Source organism: Bradyrhizobium oropedii (assembly GCF_020889685.1).
GTDB classification, from domain to species: Bacteria; Pseudomonadota; Alphaproteobacteria; order Rhizobiales; family Xanthobacteraceae; genus Bradyrhizobium; species Bradyrhizobium oropedii.
In genome coordinates this window covers 37,359-60,103 of sequence record NZ_JACMYO010000004.1, presented here as the reverse complement: position 1 = coordinate 60,103, position 22,745 = coordinate 37,359, and the positions used below count along the sequence as shown (strand labels likewise).

Genomic DNA, 22,745 nt, shown 5'->3' with positions numbered 1-22,745 from the left:
ATCAACCCCGCTTCTTGCTGGCCTCGTACACGACCATGCCGGCGGCCGGATCGAGATCGGTCTCGGTCGCTTCCGTCAGCCGCGCCATCATCATGTAGAAGCCGAGCGTGACGATCGCCTCGACGATCTCCTGATCGCTGAAATGCTCGCGCACCCCTGCGAAGACGGCATCGCCGACGCGGACCTTCTCGACCACCTCGCGGCCGAATCCGAGCAGTGCGCGCTCGGCGGCGTTGAGCGAGGGATCATCGTAATTGCCGCGCTCGACGGCATCGATCTGCGCTTGCGCAACGCCGACGCCGAGCGCGATCGGCACGTGCTGCCGCCATTCATAGGCGCCGCCCTCGAGCTGCGCGGCCTGCAGAATCAGAAGCTCGCGGTTGACCGCCGACAGCTTCTGCATGTGCAGGATCGAGTTGCCGAGCCGCATCAGCGGCATCGCATTGGCCTCGGCATGGGCCATCATGCGGAAGATGTTGAGCTTGACCGGCATGCGGTCGAACGCGGCGCGGATATCGCCGCTCGTGGTGTCCGGATCAATCAGAGGCAGCCTTGCCACGCGTCTCTCCCTTTTTTCGTTGCTTCTTGTCCGAGATGTCTGCGTCCTTTGCCGCAATCAGCGACAGGAAGAATGCGAGATAGCGGTCGATCGCCTCGATCACCTTCGGTCGCGGCGAGGCCTGTGCGCCCATCACATAATGTTCGAGCCTGACATAGATCAGGCCGGCGGCGAACAGCCGCGCCGCCTCGCGCGGGTCTGTAGTCGTGATCAGTCCGGCGAGCGCAAAGCCGCGGAAGTAGTCCGTCATCAGATTCTGTTCGCGCGCATAGAAGTGGTCGGCGAACTTGGCGCGGATGCCGGGCACACGGTTGCGTTCGGCGGTGATGACCTTCTGGAACTGATGCTCGCGCGGATCCGACCATTGTTCGACGAGGTCAAGCGCGAACTGGCGGCAGAACGCCGCCGGCTGCTGCGCGAGCTGCCGGTAGCGCGGCGCCTCAAGCCGGTCGGCCGAACTCGCCGGACCGTGCTCGCTGACGATCGCTTCGAGGATCGCGGCCTTGCCCGGAAAATGATTGTAGAGGCTGCTCTCGCGGATGCCGACGCGGCGCGCAAGCTCGCGCATCGACGCGCCACCATAGCCGCTTTGCGCGAACAGACTGAGCGCCTCGCTGAGGATGCGCTCGCGGGTAGAGGTCACGACCGCGTCGGCCGCGCTGGATGTGGAAGCCGCCATGGCGCCTTGACTAACGAACGATCGTTCGCTAGTCAACCGTACGAACGATCGTTCGTCTGCACGGCGGCGGTCCGGCCCGCAAGCGGCGGGCGAAGTATTCGCGTTTCAACTCCGCCCGAAGAGGCGGGGAGCAATCTGGGGAGATTCCGTCATGGCGTGCTTCGTCCGCTCTCATTTGCGCGCGGCCCTCTTGCTGCTGCCGCTGATCGCCGCCGGCGCCGTACAAGCCGAAAGCCCGAAATATGACTCAGGCGCCGACGACAAGACGATCAAGATCGGAACCACCGCGCCGCTGTCCGGCCCCGTCTCGGCCTTCGCGCAAATCGCGAAATCGGCGGAGGCCTATTTCCGCAAGGTGAATGACGAGGGCGGCATCAACGGCCGGCGTATCCAGATGATGATCGCCGACGACGCCTACAGCCCGCCCAAAACGGTGGAGCAGACGCGCCGCCTGGTCGAGAGCGACGAGGTGCTGTTGATCTTCGGCGGCGTCGGCACGCCGACCAACAGCGCCGTGCACAAATATCTCAACGACAGGAAGGTGCCGCAGCTCTTCCTCGGCTCGGGCGCGGCGAAGTGGGACGACCCGAAGAATTTTCCGTGGACCGTGGGCTGGCAACCGACCTATCGCGACGAGGCAATCGCCTACGCCAAATACATCAAGGCGAGCCACCCGAACGCCAAGGTCGGTGTGCTCTATCAGAACGATGACCTCGGCAAGGATTATCTAAAAGCGCTGGACGAAGGCCTCGGCAGCACCGAGGCCATCGTGGCGCGGGCGGCCTACGAGACCACCGCTCCCACCGTCGATACGCAGATCCTGCTGCTCAAGAGCAGCGGCGCCGACGTGGTGCTGGTCGCGGCGACGCCGAAATTCGCGGCGCAGGCGATCCGCAAGATCGGCGAGATCGGGTGGAAGCCGACTACCATCATCTCCAATGTCTCGGCCTCGATCAGCGGCGTGCTCGAACCCGCCGGAAAGGACAATTCCACTGGCGTGATCTCGAGCCAGTACCTGAAGGACTCGACCGATCCGGCGCTGAAGGACGACGCCGGCTACAAGGAATGGGTCGCCTTCATGGACAAGTATCTGCCCGACGCCAACAAGAGCGACTGGCTGAATGTCTACGGCTACACCATCGCGCAGACGCTGGTCGCGGTGCTGAAGGCCGCCGGCAACGACCTTACCCGCGCCAATGTGATGAAGCAGGCGACCAGCATCAGGGATCTGCATCTGCCGATGCTGATCAACGGCACCGCGGTCAGCAATTCGCCGGAGCGGTATACGCCGATGACCAGCCTGCAACTGATCCGCTACGACGGCACGCGCTGGGTACCGTTCGGCGACCTCATCAAGAACTGAGCACCGCATGCGCCAGATCACGATCGGCAGCATGCGGATCGACCGGCTGGTCGAGATCCCCTCGCTTGCCTTCGACAAGACATGGCTGTTCGCCAATGTCACCGACGAGGTGATCGCCGCGAACCGAAGCTGGCTCGATCACCGCTATATCGAGCCGGAGACCGACCGCTTCATCCTGAGCCACCATTCCTATCTGGTGCGGACGCCGCGCTGGACCGCCGTCGTCGACACCTGCTGCGGCAATCACAAGCCACGTCCGCGCGTGCCGGCCTGGAACAATCTCAACCAGCCCTATCTGGAAAACATGGCCGCGCTCGGTGTGCGGCCCGAACAGGTCGACTTCGTGATGTGCACGCATCTGCATGTCGACCATGTCGGCTGGAACACGCGGCTGATCAACGGGCGCTGGGTGCCGACCTTTCCGAAGGCGCGCTATCTGATGGGACGCGCCGAGTTCCGGCACTGGGAGGCCGCGCACCGGGCGAACCCGCCGACGCCGGTCAATCACGGCTCGTTCGAGGATTCGGTGCTGCCGGTCGTCGCGGCCGGCCAGGCCGAATTCGTCGAGACCGATCACCTGCTGTTCGACGACCGCGACGCGGGCCTGCGCTTTGCGCCGGCGCCGGGCCACACCGCCGGCAACATGCAGATCCACCTCAACGGCCGTGGCGACCATGCCGTGATGTCAGGCGACGTGATCCATCATCCGATCCAGTGCGCGGAGCCGTGGCTGTCGAATGCCGCCGACGCCGATCCCGCGGCGGCGCTCGCCACCCGCGTGACGCTGCTGGAGGAATTGGCGGATACGCCGAGCTATCTGCTGACCGGGCACTTCCCCGCCCCGACCGCAGGCCGCGTGGTCAGGCATGGCGAGGCCTTCAGGTTCAGGTTCGAGGCATAGCATCCGCCACGAGCAAGCTGAGCTCCCTCCTCCGCAAGCGGGAGAGGTAAAGGGAGCACGCGGACAGGCCCTCCGGAAACTCCCGAGATCGGGATCGCGTAGCGGGGTTCAGCCATGCGGTTCCGCGCTTGAATCGGCTGCTGCGGGCGGGCATAAGGGCTGCCATCTCCCCTAAAAAATGGCCATAGCCCAAGGATTTACGATGCCCGCCTATCGCTCCCGCACCACCACCCACGGCCGCAACATGGCGGGTGCACGCGGCCTCTGGCGCGCCACCGGCATGAAGAACGAGGATTTCGGCAAGCCGATCATCGCGGTGGTCAATTCCTTCACCCAGTTCGTGCCCGGGCATGTGCATCTCCAAAACCTCGGCCAGCTGGTGGCGCGGGAAATCGAGAAGGCCGGCGGGGTGGCAAAAGAGTTCAACACCATAGCGGTCGATGACGGCATCGCGATGGGCCATGACGGCATGCTCTACAGCCTGCCCTCGCGCGAGCTGATCGCCGACAGCGTCGAATACATGGTCAATGCGCATTGCGCCGACGCGATGGTCTGCATCTCCAACTGCGACAAGATCACGCCCGGCATGCTGATGGCGACGCTGCGCCTCAACATCCCGACCGTGTTCGTCTCGGGCGGCCCGATGGAATCGGGCAAGGTCCTGCTCAAGGGCAAGAAGCGCGCCGTCGACCTGATCGACGCGATGGTTGCGGCAGCCGATTCCAACGTCTCGGACGAAGAGGTCGAGGTGATCGAGCGCTCGGCCTGCCCGACCTGCGGTTCCTGCTCCGGCATGTTCACCGCGAATTCGATGAACTGCCTGACCGAGGCGCTCGGCCTCGCGCTGCCCGGCAACGGCTCGGTGCTGGCGACCCATGCCGACCGCAAGAGCCTGTTCGTCGAGGCCGGCCATCTGATCGTCGACCTCGCCCGCCGCTATTACGAGCAGGACGACGCCAAGGTGCTGCCGCGCAACATCGCGAACTTCAAGTCGTTCGAGAACGCGATGACGCTCGACATCGCGATGGGCGGCTCGACCAACACCGTGCTGCATCTGCTCGCCGCCGCGCGCGAGGGCGAGGTGCCGTTCACGATGACCGACATCGACCGTCTCTCCCGCAAGGTGCCGGTGCTCTGCAAGGTCGCGCCCTCGGTGCCGGACGTCCACATGGAGGACGTGCATCATGCCGGCGGCATCATGGCGATCCTCGGCGAGCTCGACCGCGCCAAGCTGCTCACGACCGACGGCCCGACCGTACACGCCGCGACATTGAACGACGCGCTGAACCGCTGGGACGTGGTGCGGACCACGAGCGACAAGGTGCGCAACTTCTACTGCGCCGCGCCGGGCAACGTGCCGACCCAGGAAGCCTTCAGCCAGGACCGCCGCTTCGACGAGGTCGATCTCGACCGCGAAACGGGCGTGATCCGCAACGCCGAGCATGCCTATTCCAAGGATGGCGGTCTCGCCGTGCTGTTCGGCAATCTTGCGGAAGACGGCTGCATCGTGAAGACCGCCGGCGTCGATCAGAGCATTTTGAAGTTCTCAGGTCCCGCCCGCATCTTCGAGAGCCAGGACGCCTCGGTCGATGCCATTCTCGGCAACAAGGTCAAGGCCGGCGATGTCGTGCTGATCCGCTACGAAGGTCCGCGCGGCGGCCCGGGCATGCAGGAGATGCTCTATCCGACCAGCTATCTGAAGTCGAAGGGGCTCGGAAAGGCCTGCGCGCTGATCACCGACGGCCGCTTCTCCGGCGGATCGTCCGGCCTGTCGATCGGCCACGTCTCGCCGGAAGCCGCCGAAGGCGGCCTGATCGGCCTGGTCGAGGAAGGCGACATCATCGAGTTCGACATTCCGAACCGCAAGGTCAACCTTAGGGTCGACGATGCAGAACTCACGCGCCGTCGCGCTGCGATGGAAGCCAAGGGCAATGCGGCGTGGAAGCCGGCGGCGCCGCGCAAGCGCGCCGTCTCGACTGCGCTGAAGGCCTATGCGGCGTTCGCGAGCAGCGCGGCGAAGGGTGCGGTGCGCATCCTGCCGGAGTAGAACCGCGCGGCGCGCGGAGGCGTCAGCTCACGTGCAAGTCGGCCGCCTCGATCCGGATGCGGTCGGCATGCAGTGACCAGTCGCACAGCGATTGCTCCTGGCAGAATTTGGCCTTGGCCATCTCGCTGGCCTGGCCTTCGCTCAAGGCGTCGATCTCGAGCGCGCCCTGACAGACCTCGCGCTGGCGGCCATTGCCGCCAAGCACGTCCTTCATGAAATGAACGACGAAGCGTGACATGGAACCCTCCCCGCTGGACCGGAAGAGCCGGGGGTACCACGCTAGCACTAACGCGAAATAGGGGTGAGTTAATTCGGAAGGGCGCGTGCGATTGTTCGCAGCGGGAAAACTACGCGCCGGCCTGCGGCAGGCTGGCGGCAGCGATCGCGACGATCTGCGCAAGACGGCGGCCGATTTTCGCGGGCGCGTTGCGGAGCAATAACTGGACTCGTCGCATGGTACGTTTTCCTTCGGTGCCCGGAATGGTCGGGCACATCGCGAAAATGGCGACTTCGGGCTAAGCCGTCGATATCTCAGGGAAAATAACAACGGACGTGTTGCCGGGCTGCGGTTCGGCAGTGGGTTTGTTGCCCGGATTGAGGTGTTGGCGAAGCAGATTTTCTCCGGTGTTTTCGAGCGCACAACACTCGTACGCACGCCATCTGCGTAAGGGACGCACCGGCGGACGGGTTCCCTCCACCCTTGCGGTATCTCTCCCCGCAAGGCGGGCACTTGCACAATTTCGGAATATTGGAAATGTACGCCTGAGTTGCCCGACGCGTCAAGTCGCCTGGTCGGAACGCCGGCAGCCGCCGGCTCCTTTGCATGGGGTTGTTTTCGATATTTTGGCCGCGCGCAGCCGCAGCCGCCGCAAGGGGAGGCCTGACCAACGCGTTGATCTCGGCTGGCTTCAGCGCCACCTACCCCGGCATGAACCCGAACGCCTTCTCGAACCGCTTCGCATACACCGGCCAGACCTCGGGATTGATGATGCGCGGCGGGCGCTTGCCGTCGAGGGCATCGAGGATCTGTTCGGCGGCGATCCGGCCCATGTTGATGCGCGCCTCGCGGGTGACGCCCGCGGTATGCGGGCTCGCCAGCACATTGTCGAACTGCAGCAGCGGATGGTCCGGCGGCGGCGGCTCCTTGGCCCAGACGTCGAGGCCGGCACCGGCAATGCGCTTGTCACGCAGCGCATCCTCCAGCGCCTTCTCGTCATGGATGAAGCCGCGTGCGGTGGTGACGAAGTAGGCGTGCGGCTGCATCAGCGCGAATTCGCGCGCGCCGATCATGCCCCGGCTCTTGCTGTCCAGCGGACAAGAGATCGAGACGAAATCCGCGCGGCGCAGGAGATCGTCGAGCTCGACCTTCTCCCCGCCTCGCTTCGCCATCTCCTCGGCGGTGAGATAGGGATCGTAGGCGATCACCTTCATGTGCAAGAGGCCCTTGCACAGCTCGGCAATGCGGCGGCCGACATTGCCGAGGCCGACAATGCCGACGGTCTTCTCTTTCAGCTCGTTGCCGATCAGATCGTTGCGGTTGACGTTGGCCTCGCGCCGCAGCCGGCGGTCGGACTGGATGATGCGCTTCGACAGCGTCAGCATCATGCCGAGCGCGTGCTCGGCGACCGAGTTGGCGTTGCCGCCGGACTGGTTGACCACCAGCACGCCCGCCGCGGTGCAGGCATCGACATCGACGGGATCGAAGCCGGCGCCGTTCGAGGACACGATCAGAAGGTTCGGCGCGCGCTTCAACAGCTCGGCATGGGCGTGGAAGTGCGGCGCCAGTTCATCGCGCGCGGCACCGATCTGATAGGCATGCGCGTCGGCGAGCACGGGCGCGAACGTCGTCTCCGGCGTCTCGTTCTCCAATCGATCGAGCCGGACATCCGGCCGCTTCTTCAGGATGTCGACGTAGATCTCGTGGGCGAGGTATTTGACGTAGAACACGCGCTTGTTGTTGACGGTCATGTCTTCGAGCAGCCTTCAGTTTGGGAAGCCATAGAGTCGTGCGGGATTGTCGACCAGGATGCGGTGCCGGGTCGCGGCATCCGGCGTCCACTCCTGGAACAGCGTCAGCAGATGGCCGGCGTTGGGCATTTCGCCTTCGACGCGCGGATGCGGCCAGTCGCCGCCCCACACCAGCCGCTCAGGGTTGGCCGCGACCAGCGCCTCGTGGAACGGCCGCGCATCCGGATAATCCGGTGCGCGCCGGCTCAGGCGATGCGCGCCTGACAGCTTGGCCCAGCACCAGCCCTCGCCGACCGCGCGCAGCAGGCTCTGGAAACCCGCGGTGTTGATCCCGGCGCCGGCATCGGTGCGGCCCATGTGATCGACCACCACCGGAAGACCGAGCGCCTTCAGCGTCGGGACCGTGTCGGGCAGATCCTTCACGTCGATCCAGAGCTGCAGGTGCCAGCCGAGCTCGGCCATGACAGGCGCATGCATCTCGGCGACACCCAAGGGAATGCCGCCGCGATAGTGCAGCTGGCCGCCGCGGAAAAAATGGTTGAAGCGCAACGCGCGAACGCCGAGCACATGCCATTGCCGCAGCGTGCCCGCCGCGACTTCGGCATCGGCCACCGCAACGCCGCGCAGCCGCGCCGGCTCGCGCTGCAACGCATCCAGCATCGCCGAATTGTCGTGGCCATGCGCGCTGCCCTGCACCAGCACGCCGCGGGTGAACCCGAGCGCATCGAGCATGCCGAGATAGCTCGCAAGCGGTGCGTCAGGCGGCGTGTAGCTGCGATCGCCGGCATAGGGAAAGCGATCCGCCGGTCCGAACACATGCGCATGGGTATCGCAGGCCTTCGGCGGCAGCTTCTCCCGCGGCGGCGTCACCGGGCGCGGCGGCAGGCAAGCAGGAATTTCTGACGTAGCCATCTTCCTACTCCGCCTTCATGCCGGCGGCCTTGGTGATCGGCCCCCATTTGTCGTAGTCGGCCTTGATCTTGGCGGCGAATGTTTCCGGCGTGCTCCCGATCGAGACAGCGCCGAGCTTGCCGAGACGCTCCTTCACCGCATCCGTGTTCACCGCCGCGACGAAATCATGCGAGATCTTCGCGACGAGATCGGGGGGCACGTTGCCGGGACCGAGCAGCCCCCACCACACCTCGGTGTCGTAGCCCGGCACGCTCTCCGACATGCTGGGCACATCAGGCAGGAACGGCGCGCGTGACGCCGTGGTCACCGCCAGCGCGCGGACCGTGCCGGCCTGCAACTGCCCGACCGATTCCGGCCCGTTGTTGAACGACATCGGAATCTGTCCACCGAGCAGATCGTTGATCGCCGGCGCGCCGCCCTTGTACGGAATCGCGTTGAGATCGATCTTGGCAAGATTGTTGAGCAGCTCACCGGCCAGATGGGTCGAGGTGCCGTTGCCGGCATGGGCAAACGAGAGAGTGCCAGGCCTTGCCTTCGCCGCCGCAATGACGTCGCCGACCGACTTGAACGGCGAGTCCGCGCGCACCAGCAGTACGTTGGGCGACGACGCCAGCAGCGAGATCGGTGAAAAATCCTTGAAGGTGTCGTAGGGCAGCTTTGGATAGAGGAACGGATTGGTGGCATGGCCGCTCGCCACCATGATCAGGTTGTAGCCATCGGGCGCGGAGCTCGCGATCGCCTGCGAGGCGATCACGCCGCCGGCGCCGGGCCGGTTCTCGACCACGATCGATTGTGTCCAGGTCTTCGACACCGCTTCGGCGAGCGTCCGCGTCAGCACGTCGACGCCGCCACCGGGCGGATATGGAACGAGAATGTGAACGGCCTTTGCCGGGTACGGCTGCGCGGACGCGAGGCCGGCCACAAGCGTGGCCGCTGCCGCAATGGCGGTCCGCCAGACCCATCCGGCCATTGACGCCTCCCGTCCCTTGATCGTTCTATCGTTACCGCCTGTATCGCACGGCGGTTCGGCGCTGCGATGGCCGAATTCCGCAGGTCGCGTTGCGGACGCGACATGTTGACAATCACATGGTCAGCGTCAAGCTTCGACCGGCAAGCGACCGTCAGCGTCGCGCGAGCAGGGAGAGCAGGATGGCGGCCGCGGAACAAGCCTCGTCCAAAGATAAAGCCAAGGATAAGTCCCAGGATGCGGCGACCACCTGGCACGGCATCGTGCTGCAGACGCTGAAGCGGAACGAGATCAAGCTGGTGCCCTATGTGCCCGACCGGGTGCTGACCACGCTGATCAAGGACCTGCACGCCGATCCGTATTTCACGACATTTCCGACTGCGCGCGAGGAAGAGGCCGTCGGCATCGTCTCCGGCGCCTGGATGGCCGGCATGCGCGGCGCGGTGCTGATGCAGACCTCGGGCTTCGCCACGCTCGCCAACGTGCTGGCCTCGCTCGCGGTGCCCTACCAGATCCCGCTGATCATGTTCGTCTCCGAGCGCGGCACGCTCGGTGAGTTCAATTACGGCCAGGCGCTGGTCTGCCGCACCATGCGCCCGGTGCTGGATTCGCTTGCGATGGAGCATCACACCATCACAAGACTCGACGAGCTCGAATTCATCGCCGACCGCTCGATCAAGCAGGCCGTCACCACCCAGGCGCCGGTGGCGCTGATCCTCTCGCCGCTGCTGACCGGCGGCAAGACCTTCGACAAGTGAGATCAGCCATGACCAACACTCCCGCGCGCAACACCAAGGTGATGAACCGTTTCGATCTCACCCAGCGCCTCGTCGCCGGGCTGAAGGACGAGGCCGTGATCGGCGGCATCGGCAACACCAACTTCGATCTGTGGGCCGCCGGCCACCGCCCGCAGAATTTCTATATGCTGGGCAGCATGGGACTTGCGTTTCCGATCGCGCTCGGCGTCGCGCTGGCGCAGCCGAAGCGGCGGGTGTTCGCGCTCGAAGGTGACGGCTCGCTCTTGATGCAGCTCGGCTGCCTCTCGACCATCGCGACGCTGGCGCCGAAGAACCTCACCATGATGGTGATGGACAACGGCATCTACCAGATCACCGGCAGCCAGCCGACCCCGGCCGCCGGCCACACCGACATCGTCGCGGTCGCGATCGCCTGCGGCCTCGCCAACAGCTCGTGGGCCTCCGACGAGGACGATTTCGAGCGGCTGATCGCGCAGTCGAAACGGGCGGCCGGCCCCACGCTGATCGGCGTTCGCATCGACGACAAGCCCGGCACCGGCACCACAAGGCGCGATCCCGTGCAGATCCGCGAGCGCTTCATGCATGGCATGGGCGTGCGGCAGCTGCTGTAGCGACACGGCGCAATGCCAAAATCAAAGAGACCGGACCGCATGCTCCGCCACGCGGTAAAGTGACGGATCGGGTTGCTGACCGGCGATTTACCTTGTGACAACCTATGATGGTATTGTATCGACACCGGCGAAAGATATCCACCGGAATTCGTCGATCGTTCTGACCTGCCGAAGCGGCATCAGTCAGCGTAGGTTTGCCTTACCATGCTCGCACTGCTGACACTCCCTATCGAGCTCTTGCGCATCGCCTGCTACGCGGTGCAGGGCATCGCCGATGCGCTACGCGGGCACAAACGGCTTCGCTTTGAATACGCGGTGCAGATCAATGCGCCACCCGAGGTCGTTTGGCGCTTCAATTCCGCCAGTCGCATGGTCTTCGATGGGCCGCCAGTGATGGAGATATCGCACGAGCCGGTGCCCGATGATATCGGGTTGTGGCTGACGTGCGTATCCATCAACGGCCAGCTCCGAATGCAGATCGTCTCGCGCGAGCTCGAACGCGACGAGACAAGGGGCATCCTCCGGAGCCAGACCGTAGAGCACCGCCTGTCGATGCCGCCGGATGACGGCCGCAGTATCGAGTCGGGCATCACGGTCGAGGCGACAGACAGCGGCACCAGGCTCACGAGTTTCGGCGAACTGACCCCGCGCTCGCTGCGTGATCGCATCATCTATCGGCTCGGCCAGCGTCGGATGGCGAACCTGATCAAGCGGCAGTGCGAGAAGGAGGCCGGAAGCCGCGACCGGCTCGCCGCCATCGGCAACAACGGATGGCTGTTGTCGGTCGTGGCCCTCCTGAGCTTCTGGTATCTCGTAGGCTGGAAGGCGGCGCTGCTCCTGACCGTGGTCATCGTCCTGCACGAGGCCGGTCACGCCGTGGCGATGCTGATGGCCGGTGTCGGCGTGCGCGGTATCTACCTCGTGCCCTTCTTCGGCGGGGCGGCCGTTCCCAGGACGGCCTATCGGACCGAAGGCCGGCTCGGCTTCATCGCGCTGATGGGTCCGGGCCTGAGCATCATTCCGACACTCGGCCTGTTCGCCGCCTACCAGGCCACCGGCCAACTCTATCTTGCGAAGCTGGCCGAGCTGTTCGCGATCGTCAACGCGAGCAACCTGCTTCCGCTCTATCCTCTGGATGGCGGGCTGATCCTCAACGCCCTCGTCGGCTCGGTGAACCGGAGGTCCGCGCTGATCGTGGGCTGGATCGGAATCCTGATCGGCCTCGCCCTGGCCGTCTACCTGCAATCCTTCCTGATCGGGATTCCCTTCATGCTGTTCGCTCTGCAGCGCTACCTCAGCGGGGGTCGCACCATGGAGCTCGAGCGGCTGACCCTTCACGACGGGATCATGCTGGCAATTGGCACGATCGCGACCTTCGCCCTGTACATTCTCGTCCTGAAGACGACCTGGCCGCTTCCAGCCATCCGCCTTTGATGCGCGAACAGTCGCACCACATACGCCGCTCAATTCACCCGCAACTCGGTGATGTGCCGGGGATCCGGCTTTAGCTCGCCGCGTTCGACGCGCTTGACGATGTCGGTCAGCGCGGCGTTGGCATTGCAGGCGAGGCCGACCTTCTCGCCCTCGCGCACCACGAAACCGTTGAGGAACTCGATCTCGGTGCGCCGGCCCTTCTGGATGTCCTGGCCCATCGACGGGCGCTGTGCCGATGAGGTACGCTTGCTGTCGTTAAAGCGTTGCTCGTCGCAGGCGCGGGTCGCGGCCTCGTCGCCCTCGCCGGCCCGGGCGATCGTCTCCGGCGGCAGATGCAGGATCTCTTCCAGCTGATAGCCCTGCGCCTGGCCGACACGGATCGCCTCGCTGCCGAGCCGGGTCGAGAAGCGGCGCAGCGGCTCGCTTTGCAGCACCTCGCCGCCCGCTAGACCCGTGCAGGCCGAGAGCCCGTTGCCCATCACGTTGGCGACGAGCTTGGACCAACGCTCGCCCCAGAGGTTGGACGTCACCTTGGCGCTGTCGGAGAAGCCAACCAACCGGCAAACTTCCTCCGCCCGTGCGGTGATGCGGCCGTGCACCTCGCCTGCGCGAAACACGGTGTGCGCCGCCCCGCCCTTGCCGGTGCCACGATGGATATGGCCAGGCTCCGGCAGATTGACGGTGATGCTGCTCGCGATGCAGCCGAGCGTCTTGCCCCAGCCGACGATGCCGGCGATGGTCTCTTCGTTCATACAGTTCTGCAACGAGACGACATAGCCGTCGGCCGCCAGATATTGCCGGATCAGCATCGTGGCCCAGGCCGTGTCGTAGGACTTCATGCAGACGAAGGCGATATCGACCGGCTTCTCTTTCGCCAGTTGCTGCGCGTCGGTGACATGCAGCGCGCGCACCGGCACCGAGAATTCCGCAACGTCCATCGCGTGGGTGACTCGCAGACCGTGCTTGCGCATGTGCGCGACATGCTCCGGCCAGGGATCGATGAAGGTGACGTCCTCACCCGCCTGCGCCATGTGCGCGCCGGCGTAGCCGCCGACCGCACCCGCCCCGACGATCGCGATCTTCCGACCCATCTTCCAACCCCTGTCGTTAAGGCAGACGCTTGCTGCGTCCGTTGCCGGCCAGTCTAGGGGATCGGACCGTCAGGCCAACCGGCCACCGCATGAAAAAAGCGCGCCCATGCCATGCCGGTATTCATGGGACCCACGAAAATCCCCGCGGGCAACAGACCCGCGAGGATGTCCGCAGTCAGGAATCTCGACGCGATCAGTCGACGATCCTGACGATCCGGTGGGTGCGCGCGTCCACGATCACGCGGCGGTCATTGACGACGGCATAGCGATATTCGGTGTAGCGCGGCACCGGGCGCAGCACGACGGTGTCAGGCAGTGGCTCGCCGACCACGACACGCTCGCGCACCACCACCGACGGCTCGCCGCGCGGGATCGACGTGATCACCGCATTCGGAATCTCGAGGCCGGCGCCGACCGCAGCACCAACCGTGCCGCCGACGATCTCGCCAACCGGGCCCGCAATCTCGCCACCGGTCCGCGCACCGTTGGCGGCGCCCGCTGCAGTCGTGGACTGCGCGAAGGCCGAACCGGATACGAGCAGCGACGCAGCAGCGACAAGGGAAACGGCAAAACGCTTGTTCATCATTGTCCTCCTCCGAGTTGCAAGACGCCCCTTCAACATCGCTGGAAACGAGACGTTCCAGTTCCAGCGCGGCAACTTGCGCGCAAATTCCAGTTCCGCCGCAACTCGCCTGAGTTCCCGCACAAAATGAAAATGCCGCTTCGGATGATGCCCGAAGCGGCATTCACGGCTGGTTCAGATTCAGGGTTGGCTCAGAGCAGGCCCGCGCCGCGCGCCGCTCAATCCGGCGCCTTTTGATCGGTTCGCGGTCTCGGTGCGCGCCGTCGTGAAGCTGGCCGGCTCGGTGGCGATGCAGCCTCCGGCTTGATGCGGATCCGCATCGCACCGCCCTTCGGGTTATCGATCTCGAAGGCGTTTGTCCTGCGTACCAGTTCGCCCAGCGTGCGGAAGCCGTAGGTCCTCTGATCGAAATCCGACGCAACATTGGCAAGCTGCCGTCCGACCTCACCAAGAGTGACCCAGCCATCCTCGCTTGCGATCTGGCTGGTCACCTTCTTGATGATGGGCGCGGCCGCCTCGGGCGGCTGCAACGGCTGGGGGCGCGCGGTCGTGCCCTGATTGTTCGTCACGCCGCCGCGCAAATTCTCGGTATAGACGAACCTGCGGCAGGCCTGCCGAAAACTCTCCGGCGTCTTCTGTTCGCCAAACCCGAACACGTCGATGCCATGCTCACGAATGCGGGCGGCAAGCCTGGTGAAATCGCTGTCCGACGACACCAGGCAGAAGCCGTCGAACCGGCCGCTGTGCAGCAGGTCCATGGCGTCGATCACCAGCGTGATGTCCGATGCGTTCTTTCCGGTCGTGTAGGCAAATTGCTGCTGCGGGATGATGGCATGCTTCGACAGGATGTCGGCCCATGCCCTGGATCGCGGGTTGGAGAAGTCGCCATAGATGCGGCGTACGCTGGCTTCGCCGATCTTGGCGATCTCCTCGAACAGCCCGTCGGCGATCTTTGCGGATGCGTTGTCGGCGTCGATCAGGACGGCGAGACGGGGCGAACGGAGTTCGGATGGCATGGCATTTCTCGGCTGGGACACGATGGAACAAGATTCCGGCAGACGGCTCCGGAACCGGCACGGCCGCCGCATCGGAGCACATCGCGCGTCCCAGGCATAGACTCGGCAGCGGTCGGACGGACGTTCGCCGCTGCGGCAGCCCTCCGGCTGCGCGGGGTCAGATCACCTCGCCGAGGTCGATCGCCCGCCTTGCGAACTCGATGGCCTTCTCGGCGTTGATCGCGTCCGCTGTCGTTGTCGCCTCATCGCGCACCGATGGCGGAGACGCGATCCGGATCTTCTTGCCGTTCGATCGGCGGATGGTCGCGCGCCAACGATCGACATCGCGCCGATAGGCATCGATGACGAAGTCCCGATAGGTGACGCCGCTCATCAGCGGCTGGATCGATGGCGCTTCCGGACCGGCCGGCCGGCTTGCCACATCGCGCACCATCTCGACAATCAGCTCGACGGCATGTTCGCGGCCGACGCCGCTCGTGTTCCTGAGCAAAAAGCTCACCGCCGCGCCGATCTGCGCCCTGGCGCGATCGTCGCTCGCAAAATCCGAATCGACCTGAATTGACATATGGGGAAAACGCCTCCGTGCAGCCACGAGACGTTTAATCGGCCCCCGTTAAAGCCGGATTATCCGTTAGGCCCCGATTTCTCGGATGCCGTTAACCGGGTCTTGATGCCGCTTCGGGAGGCATCCGAAGCGGCATCGTTTGTTGGCTCAGATTACGGCTGGATCAGGTCACAACAGGCCCGCGCCGCGCGCCCATTTGTACTTGGCGCCCAGCACCTCGACCGGCAGTTCGGTCGAATAGGCGTAGGCCGGAATGCCGTTCTGGTAGAGATATTCGGCGGCCTCCTCGACCTCGACGTCGCCGGCGAGCGAGGCGACGATCGGCTTCACGAAGCCCTTGGCCTCCATCTCCTTCTTCACCTCGACCATGTTGCGCGCGAACACCATCGGCGGCGTCACGATGGTGTGCCAGTAGCCGAGGATCAGCGCGTGGATGCGCTCATCCGACAGGCCGAGCTTCACGGTGTTGACGTAAGTGATCGGCGGCTCGCCGCCGGTGATATCCACAGGATTTCCGGCCGCGCCGAACGGCGGGATGAACTTGCGGAACGCGGCATCGAGATCCGGCGGCATCTGCATCAGCGACAGGCCGTTGTCGACCACGGAGTCCGACAGCAGCACGCCGGAGCCGCCGGCACCGGTGATGATCAGGACGTTCTCGCCCTTCGGCGTCGGCAGCACCGGCACGCCGCGGGCGAATTCCAGCAATTGCCGGAGCGAGCGCGCGCGGATCACGCCGGACTGCTTGAACACGTCCTCGTAGATCTTGTCATTGCCGGCGAGCGCACCGGTGTGCGACGACGCGGCTTTCGCACCGGCAGACGTGCGGCCGGCCTTGAGCACGACCACCGGCTTCTTCTTGGAGACGCGCTTGGCGGCTTCCGCGAAGGCGCGGCCGTCCTTCAGATCCTCGCAGTGCTGCGCGATCAGGTTGGTGTTGGGATCCTGCTCGAAGAAGGCGAGCAGATCGTCCTCGTCGATGTCGGACTTGTTGCCGAGGCCGACAATCGCCGACACGCCCATCTTGGCCGAGCGCGAGAAGCCGATGATCGCCATGCCGATGCCGCCCGACTGCGACGACAGCGCGGCGTGACCCTTGACGTCGTAGGCGGTGCAGAACGTGGCGCAGAGATTGGCCGGCGTATAGTAGAAGCCGTAGATGTTCGGCCCCATCAGGCGGATGTTGTACTTCTTGCCGACCTCGACGATCTCGGCCTGCAATTCGGGCGCGCCGGCTTCAGCAAAGCCCGAGGGAATCAGCACCGCGCCGGGGATTTTCTTCTCGCCGCATTCGGCGAGCGCGCCGGCCACGAACTTCGCGGGGATCGCGAACACCGCGGTGTCGATCACGCCGGGCACGTCCTTGACGCTCTTGTAGGCCTTGTAGCCGAGGATCTCCTCGGCCTTCGGGTGGATCGGATAGATCTCGCCCTTGTAGCCGCCGTTGATGAGGTTCTTCATCACCGAGTTGCCGATCTTGCCGTCCTCGGCGGAGGCGCCGATCACGGCAACGCCCTTCGGCTGCATGATGCGGCTCATCGCCGCGACGATCTCCTCGGTCGGACGCGGCGCCGGGCGCGGCTTGTAGTCGAAGTCGACGACGATGCGGACGTCGGCCGCGATCGCGTTCTTGCTGGTGGCGAACACCGGATTGAGGTCGAGCTCGACGATCTCGGGGAAATCGCTGACCAGCTGCGACACCTTGACGATGACGTCGGCGAGCGCCTCGCGATTGACGGGCTCACCGCCGCGCACGCCCTTCAGCATCTCATGGGCCTGGATGCCGTCGAGCATCGACAGCGCATCGTCCCTGGTCGCGGGCGCGAGGCGGAAGGTGATGTCCTTGAGGATCTCGACCAGCACGCCGCCAAGGCCGAAAGCGACCAGCTTGCCGAACGAGCCGTCGGTGATCGAGCCGACGATCACCTCGGTGCCGCCGCCCAGCATCTGCTGGACCTGGATGCCGTCGATCTTGGCATCGGCCTTGTACTTCCTGGCGTTGGCGAGAATGGCCTCGTAGCTCTTCTCGGCGTCGGCTGCGCTCTTGACGCCGACCACCACGCCGCCCGCCTCGGTCTTGTGGAGAATATCGGGCGAGACGATCTTCATCACGACCGGGAAGCCCATGTCGGAGGCGATCCGGGCGGCCTCGGCGGCCGACTTGGCAACGCCTTCCTTCGGCACCGGGATGCCATAGGCGTCGCAAACCACCTTGCCTTCGGGCGCGGTGAGGCTCGTGCGCTTGTCGGCCTTGACCGCATCGAGAACTTTGCGGACCGCATCCTTTGAATTTGACATCGGCTTCCTCCTGGGACAAATTTTATGGCATTTGGTATGCCAGAAACGCAATTGTCAAGCTCGCAGGCTCACCGGGTGCTCAAAAATACCGAAAAATATAGGTCGCTTGACATTCTGGTATTTGGCATGCCAAAAATCTAAGGTAATTTCTTCTGCTAAGAAGACGTCTCCAAGAGGAGGAGACGAGTCGTGCCTGACCCGAAACAGACCAAGGCGTCGCCCACCATGGCTGACACAGATATCGCCATCGTCCGGATCGCGCCGGAGACAAGCTTCAAGAACAAGGCCTATGAGGCCTTGAAGGAAGCCATCCTGAAGATGGACATCTACGCGACGCCCGAGCCCGTGATGCTCGACGAACGCGCACTGTCCGAGCGCCTCGGCGTCAGCCGCACGCCGATCCGCGAAGCCATCGCGATGCTTGAGCAGGACGGCTTCGTGAAGACCGTGCCGCGCCGCGGCATCATCGTGGTCCGCCGCACCAAGTCGGAGATCGTCGACATGATTCGCGCCTGGGCCGCGCTCGAGAGCATGGCCGCGCGACTGATCACGACCACCGCGCGCAAGAAGGACATCTCGGCGCTGCGCGACTTCTTCAAGGACTTCAGCGACGATCGCCTGCCGCAGGATCACGTCGAGGAGTATTCCAAGGCCAACATCGCCTTCCACCAGGCGCTGATCTCGCTGTCGGAATCGCCTGTGCTGGTCGATCTCACCAACGACCTGCTGCTGCATGTGCGCGGCTATCGCCAGCTCACGATCGGCCGCAAGGACCGCACCGCGACCTCCCTGCCCGAGCATCTTGGAATCATCGAGGCATTGGAGGCGCGCGACACCGAGCTCGCCGAAAAGCGCGCGCGCGATCACACGCTTGGCCTTGCCGCCTATGTCGAGGCGCACGGTCAAGAACTGTTTACTTAGGATTTAGAGTCCACTCACGCTTCAGACGACGATCAGATCGTCCGAACAAGAACGATCAGGGAGACGATGCCGATGCTGAATACCGCTACGAAGTCCGAGGCACCGGGCACCGAGCAGGAACTGACCGATGGCTTCCATCTCGTCATCGATGCGCTCAAGCTCAACGGCATCGACACCGTCTACGGTGTGCCGGGCATCCCGATCACGGACCTGGGCCGCATGGCCCAGGCGGCGGGCATTCGCGTGCTCTCGTTCCGCCACGAGCAGAATGCCGGCTATGCGGCATCGATCGCCGGCTTCCTCACCAAGAAGCCCGGCGTCTGCCTCACGGTGTCGGCACCCGGCTTCCTGAACGGCCTCACGGCGCTCGCCCACGCCACCACCAACTGCTTCCCGATGATCCTGGTTTCGGGCTCGTCCGAGCGCGAGATCGTCGACCTGCAGCAGGGCGACTATGAGGAGATGGACCAGCTCGCGATCGCCAAGCCGCTGTGCAAGGCGGCGTTCCGCGTGCTGCACGCCCAGGACATCGGCATCGGCCTGGCGCGCGCGATCCGCGCCGCAGTGTCCGGCCGTCCGGGCGGCGTCTATCTCGACCTGCCCGCAAAGCTGTTCTCGCAGGTGATGAACGCCGACGCCGGGGCGAAGTCGCTGGTCAAGGTGATCGACGCAGCACCCGAGCAGATCCCCTCCCCGTCATCCGTCAAGCGCGCGCTGGATGTGCTGAAGAGCGCAAAGCGCCCGCTGATCATCCTCGGCAAGGGCGCCGCCTATGCGCAGGCCGACGAGGCGATCAAGACTTTCGTCGAGAAGAGCGGCGTGCCGTTCCTGCCGATGAGCATGGCCAAGGGCCTGCTGCCCGATCTGCATCCGCAATGCGCAGGCGCGGCGCGCTCGACCGTGCTGAAGGAAGCCGACGTCGTGATGCTGATCGGCGCCCGGCTCAACTGGCTGCTCTCGCATGGCAAGGGCAAGACCTGGGGCGAGGCCCCGAAGAAGTTCATCCAGGTCGACATCGAGCCGAAGGAAATGGATTCCAATGTCGAGATCGTCGCCCCCGTGGTCGGCGATATCGGCTCCTGCGTCTCCGCGTTCCTCGACGCGATGGGCGCGAACTGGTCTGCCGCACCGAGCGACTGGCTCGCCACCGTGGCCAAGAAGCGCGACGACAACGTCGCCAAGATGGCGCCGAAGCTGATGAGCAACGCCTCGCCGATGGATTATCACGGCGCGCTCGGCGCGCTGCGCACGATCATCGCGGAGCGTCCGGACACCATCTTCGTCAACGAGGGCGCCAACACGCTCGATCTCGCCCGCGGCGTCGTCGACATGCACAAGCCGCGCAAGCGGCTCGACGTCGGCACCTGGGGCGTGATGGGCATCGGCATGGGCTATTCGATCGCGGCTGCGGTCGAGACCGGCCTCCCCGTGCTTGCGGTCGAAGGCGACAGCGCCTTTGGCTTCTCCGGCATGGAGGTCGAGACCATCTGCCGCTACAAGCTGCCGATCTGCGTCGTGATCTTCAACAATGACGGCATCTATCGCGGCACCGACGTCAACAGCGCGGGCGACGATCCGGCGACCACCGTGTTCGTCAAGGGCTCGCGCTACGACAAGATGATGGAAGCGTTCGGCGGCATCGGCGTCAACGCCACCTCGCCGGACGAGCTGAAGCGTGCGGTCAATGCGGCGCTGGATTCCGGCAAGCCGACGCTGATCAACGCCGTGATCGATCCGGCGGCGGGCTCGGAGAGCGGCCGCATCGGCAACCTCAATCCGCAGAGCGTTCTGCAGAAGAAGAAGTAACCCCTTAAACCCCATCACTCCCTGCGGGTGCAGGGGCAGACAGAGTACGGAGCAAAAGATATGACCAAGGCGCTCAAGGGCGTTCGCATTCTCGATTTCACCCACGTCCAGTCGGGTCCGACCTGCACGCAATTGCTGGCCTGGTTCGGCGCCGACGTGATCAAGGTCGAGCGCCCCGGCGTTGGCGACATCACGCGTGGCCAGCTGCAGGACATCCCGAACGTGGACAGCCTGTATTTCACCATGCTGAACCACAACAAGCGCTCGATCACGCTCGACACCAAGAACCCGAAGGGCAAGGAAGTGCTCACGGCGCTGATCAAGCAGTGCGACGTGCTGGTCGAGAATTTCGGCCCCGGCGTGCTCGACCGCATGGGTTTCCCCTGGGAGAAGATCCAGGCCATCAACCCGAAGATGATCGTCGCCTCGATCAAGGGTTTCGGCCCCGGTCCGTATGAGGATTGCAAGGTCTACGAGAACGTCGCGCAGTGCACCGGGGGCGCCGCCTCGACCACCGGCTTCCGCGACGGCCTGCCGCTGGTCACCGGCGCGCAGATCGGCGACAGCGGCACCGGGTTGCATCTCGCGCTCGGCATCGTCACCGCGCTCTATCACCGCACCCATTCCGGCAAGGGCCAGCGCGTCACCGCGGCGATGCAGGACGGCGTGCTCAACCTCGCCCGCGTCAAGCTACGCGACCAGCAGCGCCTCGCCCACGGCCCGCTGAAGGAATACAGCCAGTTCGGCGAAGGCATTCCGTTCGGCGATGCCGTGCCGCGCGCCGGCAACGATTCCGGCGGCGGCCAGCCCGGCCGCATCCTGAAGTGCAAGGGCTGGGAGACCGACCCGAACGCCTACATCTACTTCATCACCCAGGCCCCGGTCTGGGAGAAGATCTGCGACGTGATCGGCGAGCCGACCTGGAAGACCGATCCGAACTACGCCAAGCCGCCGGCCCGCCTGCCGCGCCTCAACGAGATCTTCGCCCGCATCGAGCAGTGGACGATGACCAAGACCAAGTTCGAGGCGATGGAGATCCTCAACAAGGACGACATCCCCTGCGGCCCAATCCTGTCGATGAAGGAGATCGCCGAAGACCAGTCGCTGCGCGCGACCGGCACCGTGGTCGAGGTCGATCACCCGACTCGCGGCAAGTACATCTCGGTCGGCAACCCGATCAAGCTGTCAGACTCGCCGAGCGAGGTCGCCCGCTCGCCGCTGCTCGGCGAGCACACCGACGAGATCCTGCGCGAGGTGCTCGGCTTCTCAGATCACCAGGTCGCCGAGATCCACGATTCCGGCGCCCTCGACCCGCCGCGCAAACAGGCGGCCGAGTAAGGGCAGCGCTCAAGCAACACGACAAAATGGCCGCGGGCGACCGCGGCCATTTTTGTTTGCTTGACGGAAACGCCGCGGGGGCCTGACACCCGATTTCGCCGTTGGCGACGGACATCAATGAAATCGACGCCCACATCGGCCAACGGCCAGAAGCAGCGATCGGAGACTCTGCGATCTATCGTCCCACTTCGAGTTGGAACATTCGCAACAGCGTCCGGGTTCTAAAGACGTCGAGCGAAGAAACCGTTGCGAGTGCAAAGGGCGATGACCAATCTTTTCAAGCTGCCGACCTGGGCCGACAAAAGGCACATCCACGCCGTCGTCGAGACCCCTCGCGGGAGTTGCTGCAAATTAGAGTTCGATGGCAAGCTGCGCGCATTCATACTCTCAAAGCCCTTGATGACCGGACTGGCCTATCCCTACGACTGGGGGTTCATTCCTTCGACGAAGGCCGATGACGGAGACCCCCTGGATGTGCTGATGATCCACGATGCAGCAACGTATCCCGGCACGGTGCTTCGCTGTAAGCCCATCGGTATTCTCGAAGTCGTTCAGGTCACCGGGCGCAAGAGGAAGAGAAACGATCGGATTTTCGCAGTCCCGGGACGCTCGCCGTTTGTTGGTAACTTGCCGGACATCCGCAGCCTTCCAGCGAGAGCCATTGACGAACTGGAGAAGTTCTTCACCGCGACGGATGCACTCAAAAAGAAGGAGCTTGAGTTTCTCGGATGGTACGGGCCAGGTCGCGCGATGAAGGCGATAAATCGATCTCGTTGTTAGGCATTTCAACGCTCGTACGATGGCACGTGCACGCTCGGAGAGCTGCCTTTAAGGGGGCACAATCAACCGACGCGGCAGCCGGCCGATGGACGGCGCTGGCGCGTTGCAACAATTGCCCCCTCATAAACCCCCGATCACTGTGCTACCC

General features: G+C 64.5%; 21 protein-coding genes. 10 read left to right on the top strand and 11 right to left on the bottom strand.

The genetic code is table 11. The annotated features are described in order from the left end of the window. Position 1: 1 nt before the first annotated feature. Both H8A95_RS02585 and H8A95_RS02580 read right to left on the bottom strand, forming a co-directional pair. The gene (locus tag H8A95_RS02585) at positions 2 to 559 is read right to left on the bottom strand and encodes a carboxymuconolactone decarboxylase family protein (protein WP_229181656.1); all 558 of its coding nucleotides are present in this window, start codon (positions 557 to 559) and stop codon (positions 2 to 4) included. Next, the gene (locus H8A95_RS02580) at positions 537 to 1,238 is read right to left on the bottom strand and encodes a TetR/AcrR family transcriptional regulator (protein WP_229181655.1); all 702 of its coding nucleotides are present in this window, start codon (positions 1,236 to 1,238) and stop codon (positions 537 to 539) included. Before H8A95_RS02580 ends, H8A95_RS02585 begins: the two co-directional genes overlap by 23 nt. Before the next feature lie 151 nt (positions 1,239 to 1,389). On the opposite strand from H8A95_RS02580, the gene H8A95_RS02575 reads away from it, so the two are divergent. The 3 genes from H8A95_RS02575 to ilvD all read left to right on the top strand — a co-directional run bounded on the left by H8A95_RS02575 (position 1,390) and on the right by ilvD (position 5,549). Continuing rightward, entirely contained in the window at positions 1,390 to 2,601 is a 1,212-nt protein-coding gene (locus H8A95_RS02575; protein ID WP_229181654.1) for an ABC transporter substrate-binding protein, read from the top strand. Between the two features lie 7 nt (positions 2,602 to 2,608). After that, the gene (locus tag H8A95_RS02570) at positions 2,609 to 3,502 is read left to right on the top strand and encodes an MBL fold metallo-hydrolase (RefSeq protein WP_229181653.1); all 894 of its coding nucleotides are present in this window, start codon (positions 2,609 to 2,611) and stop codon (positions 3,500 to 3,502) included. Between the two features lie 202 nt (positions 3,503 to 3,704). Next, on the top strand, positions 3,705 to 5,549 hold the full coding sequence (gene ilvD / locus H8A95_RS02565) for a dihydroxy-acid dehydratase (protein ID WP_229181652.1): 1,845 nt from the start codon (positions 3,705 to 3,707) through the stop codon (positions 5,547 to 5,549). Between the two features lie 22 nt (positions 5,550 to 5,571). On the opposite strand, the gene H8A95_RS02560 is transcribed toward ilvD, so the two are convergent. The 4 genes from H8A95_RS02560 to H8A95_RS02545 form a co-directional block, all read right to left on the bottom strand. Next, positions 5,572 to 5,787: a hypothetical protein gene (locus H8A95_RS02560; RefSeq protein ID WP_229181651.1), complete on the bottom strand. Its 216-nt coding sequence runs from the start codon at positions 5,785 to 5,787 to the stop codon at positions 5,572 to 5,574. A gap of 680 nt (positions 5,788 to 6,467) precedes the next feature. Continuing rightward, on the bottom strand, positions 6,468 to 7,517 hold the full coding sequence (locus H8A95_RS02555; RefSeq protein ID WP_229181650.1) for a hydroxyacid dehydrogenase: 1,050 nt from the start codon (positions 7,515 to 7,517) through the stop codon (positions 6,468 to 6,470). Between the two features lie 15 nt (positions 7,518 to 7,532). Beyond that, entirely contained in the window at positions 7,533 to 8,429 is an 897-nt protein-coding gene (locus tag H8A95_RS02550) for an amidohydrolase family protein (RefSeq protein WP_229181649.1), read from the bottom strand. Positions 8,430 to 8,433: 4 nt separating this feature from the next. After that, positions 8,434 to 9,399 carry a Bug family tripartite tricarboxylate transporter substrate binding protein gene (locus tag H8A95_RS02545; protein ID WP_229181648.1) on the bottom strand — a complete coding sequence of 322 codons (966 nt, stop codon included), beginning with the start codon at positions 9,397 to 9,399 and terminating at the stop codon, positions 8,434 to 8,436. A 179-nt stretch (positions 9,400 to 9,578) separates the two neighbouring features. On the opposite strand from H8A95_RS02545, the gene H8A95_RS02540 reads away from it, so the two are divergent. The 3 genes from H8A95_RS02540 to H8A95_RS02530 all read left to right on the top strand — a co-directional run bounded on the left by H8A95_RS02540 (position 9,579) and on the right by H8A95_RS02530 (position 12,199). Next, a complete protein-coding gene (locus H8A95_RS02540) occupies positions 9,579 to 10,154 on the top strand; it encodes a thiamine pyrophosphate-binding protein (RefSeq protein ID WP_229181647.1) in 576 nt (191 codons plus the stop codon). A gap of 8 nt (positions 10,155 to 10,162) precedes the next feature. Then, positions 10,163 to 10,765 carry a thiamine pyrophosphate-dependent enzyme gene (locus H8A95_RS02535; RefSeq protein WP_229181646.1) on the top strand — a complete coding sequence of 201 codons (603 nt, stop codon included), beginning with the start codon at positions 10,163 to 10,165 and terminating at the stop codon, positions 10,763 to 10,765. A 258-nt stretch (positions 10,766 to 11,023) separates the two neighbouring features. Then, positions 11,024 to 12,199 (top strand): metalloprotease, encoded by a 1,176-nt coding sequence (locus tag H8A95_RS02530; RefSeq protein ID WP_229181645.1) that lies wholly within the window; start codon positions 11,024 to 11,026, stop codon positions 12,197 to 12,199. Between the two features lie 29 nt (positions 12,200 to 12,228). Here H8A95_RS02530 and H8A95_RS02525 read toward each other — a convergent pair whose 3' ends face one another. From H8A95_RS02525 to H8A95_RS02505, 5 genes are all read right to left on the bottom strand, one after another. After that, positions 12,229 to 13,290: a ketopantoate reductase family protein gene (locus H8A95_RS02525; protein WP_229181644.1), complete on the bottom strand. Its 1,062-nt coding sequence runs from the start codon at positions 13,288 to 13,290 to the stop codon at positions 12,229 to 12,231. A 193-nt stretch (positions 13,291 to 13,483) separates the two neighbouring features. Further along, the gene (locus tag H8A95_RS02520) at positions 13,484 to 13,873 is read right to left on the bottom strand and encodes a DUF1236 domain-containing protein (protein ID WP_229181643.1); all 390 of its coding nucleotides are present in this window, start codon (positions 13,871 to 13,873) and stop codon (positions 13,484 to 13,486) included. Between the two features lie 218 nt (positions 13,874 to 14,091). Beyond that, positions 14,092 to 14,889, bottom strand: a complete 798-nt coding sequence (locus tag H8A95_RS02515; protein ID WP_229181642.1) for an NYN domain-containing protein — start codon at positions 14,887 to 14,889, stop codon at positions 14,092 to 14,094. Positions 14,890 to 15,046: 157 nt separating this feature from the next. Further along, entirely contained in the window at positions 15,047 to 15,454 is a 408-nt protein-coding gene (locus H8A95_RS02510; RefSeq protein WP_229181641.1) for a hypothetical protein, read from the bottom strand. A 168-nt stretch (positions 15,455 to 15,622) separates the two neighbouring features. Continuing rightward, positions 15,623 to 17,752 (bottom strand): acetate--CoA ligase family protein, encoded by a 2,130-nt coding sequence (locus H8A95_RS02505; protein WP_229181640.1) that lies wholly within the window; start codon positions 17,750 to 17,752, stop codon positions 15,623 to 15,625. Between the two features lie 225 nt (positions 17,753 to 17,977). Here H8A95_RS02505 and H8A95_RS02500 point away from each other — a divergent pair, with 225 nt between their 5' ends. From H8A95_RS02500 to H8A95_RS02485, 4 genes are all read left to right on the top strand, one after another. After that, entirely contained in the window at positions 17,978 to 18,673 is a 696-nt protein-coding gene (locus H8A95_RS02500; protein WP_163160266.1) for a GntR family transcriptional regulator, read from the top strand. Between the two features lie 72 nt (positions 18,674 to 18,745). Continuing rightward, a complete protein-coding gene (gene oxc / locus H8A95_RS02495; RefSeq protein ID WP_229181639.1) occupies positions 18,746 to 20,479 on the top strand; it encodes an oxalyl-CoA decarboxylase in 1,734 nt (577 codons plus the stop codon). A gap of 60 nt (positions 20,480 to 20,539) precedes the next feature. Then, complete coding sequence (frc, locus tag H8A95_RS02490; protein WP_092125280.1) at positions 20,540 to 21,817, top strand: formyl-CoA transferase; 1,278 nt, start codon at positions 20,540 to 20,542, stop codon at positions 21,815 to 21,817. Between the two features lie 264 nt (positions 21,818 to 22,081). Beyond that, a complete protein-coding gene (locus H8A95_RS02485; RefSeq protein ID WP_163160253.1) occupies positions 22,082 to 22,597 on the top strand; it encodes an inorganic diphosphatase in 516 nt (171 codons plus the stop codon). The last annotated feature ends 148 nt before the right edge of the window (positions 22,598 to 22,745 follow it).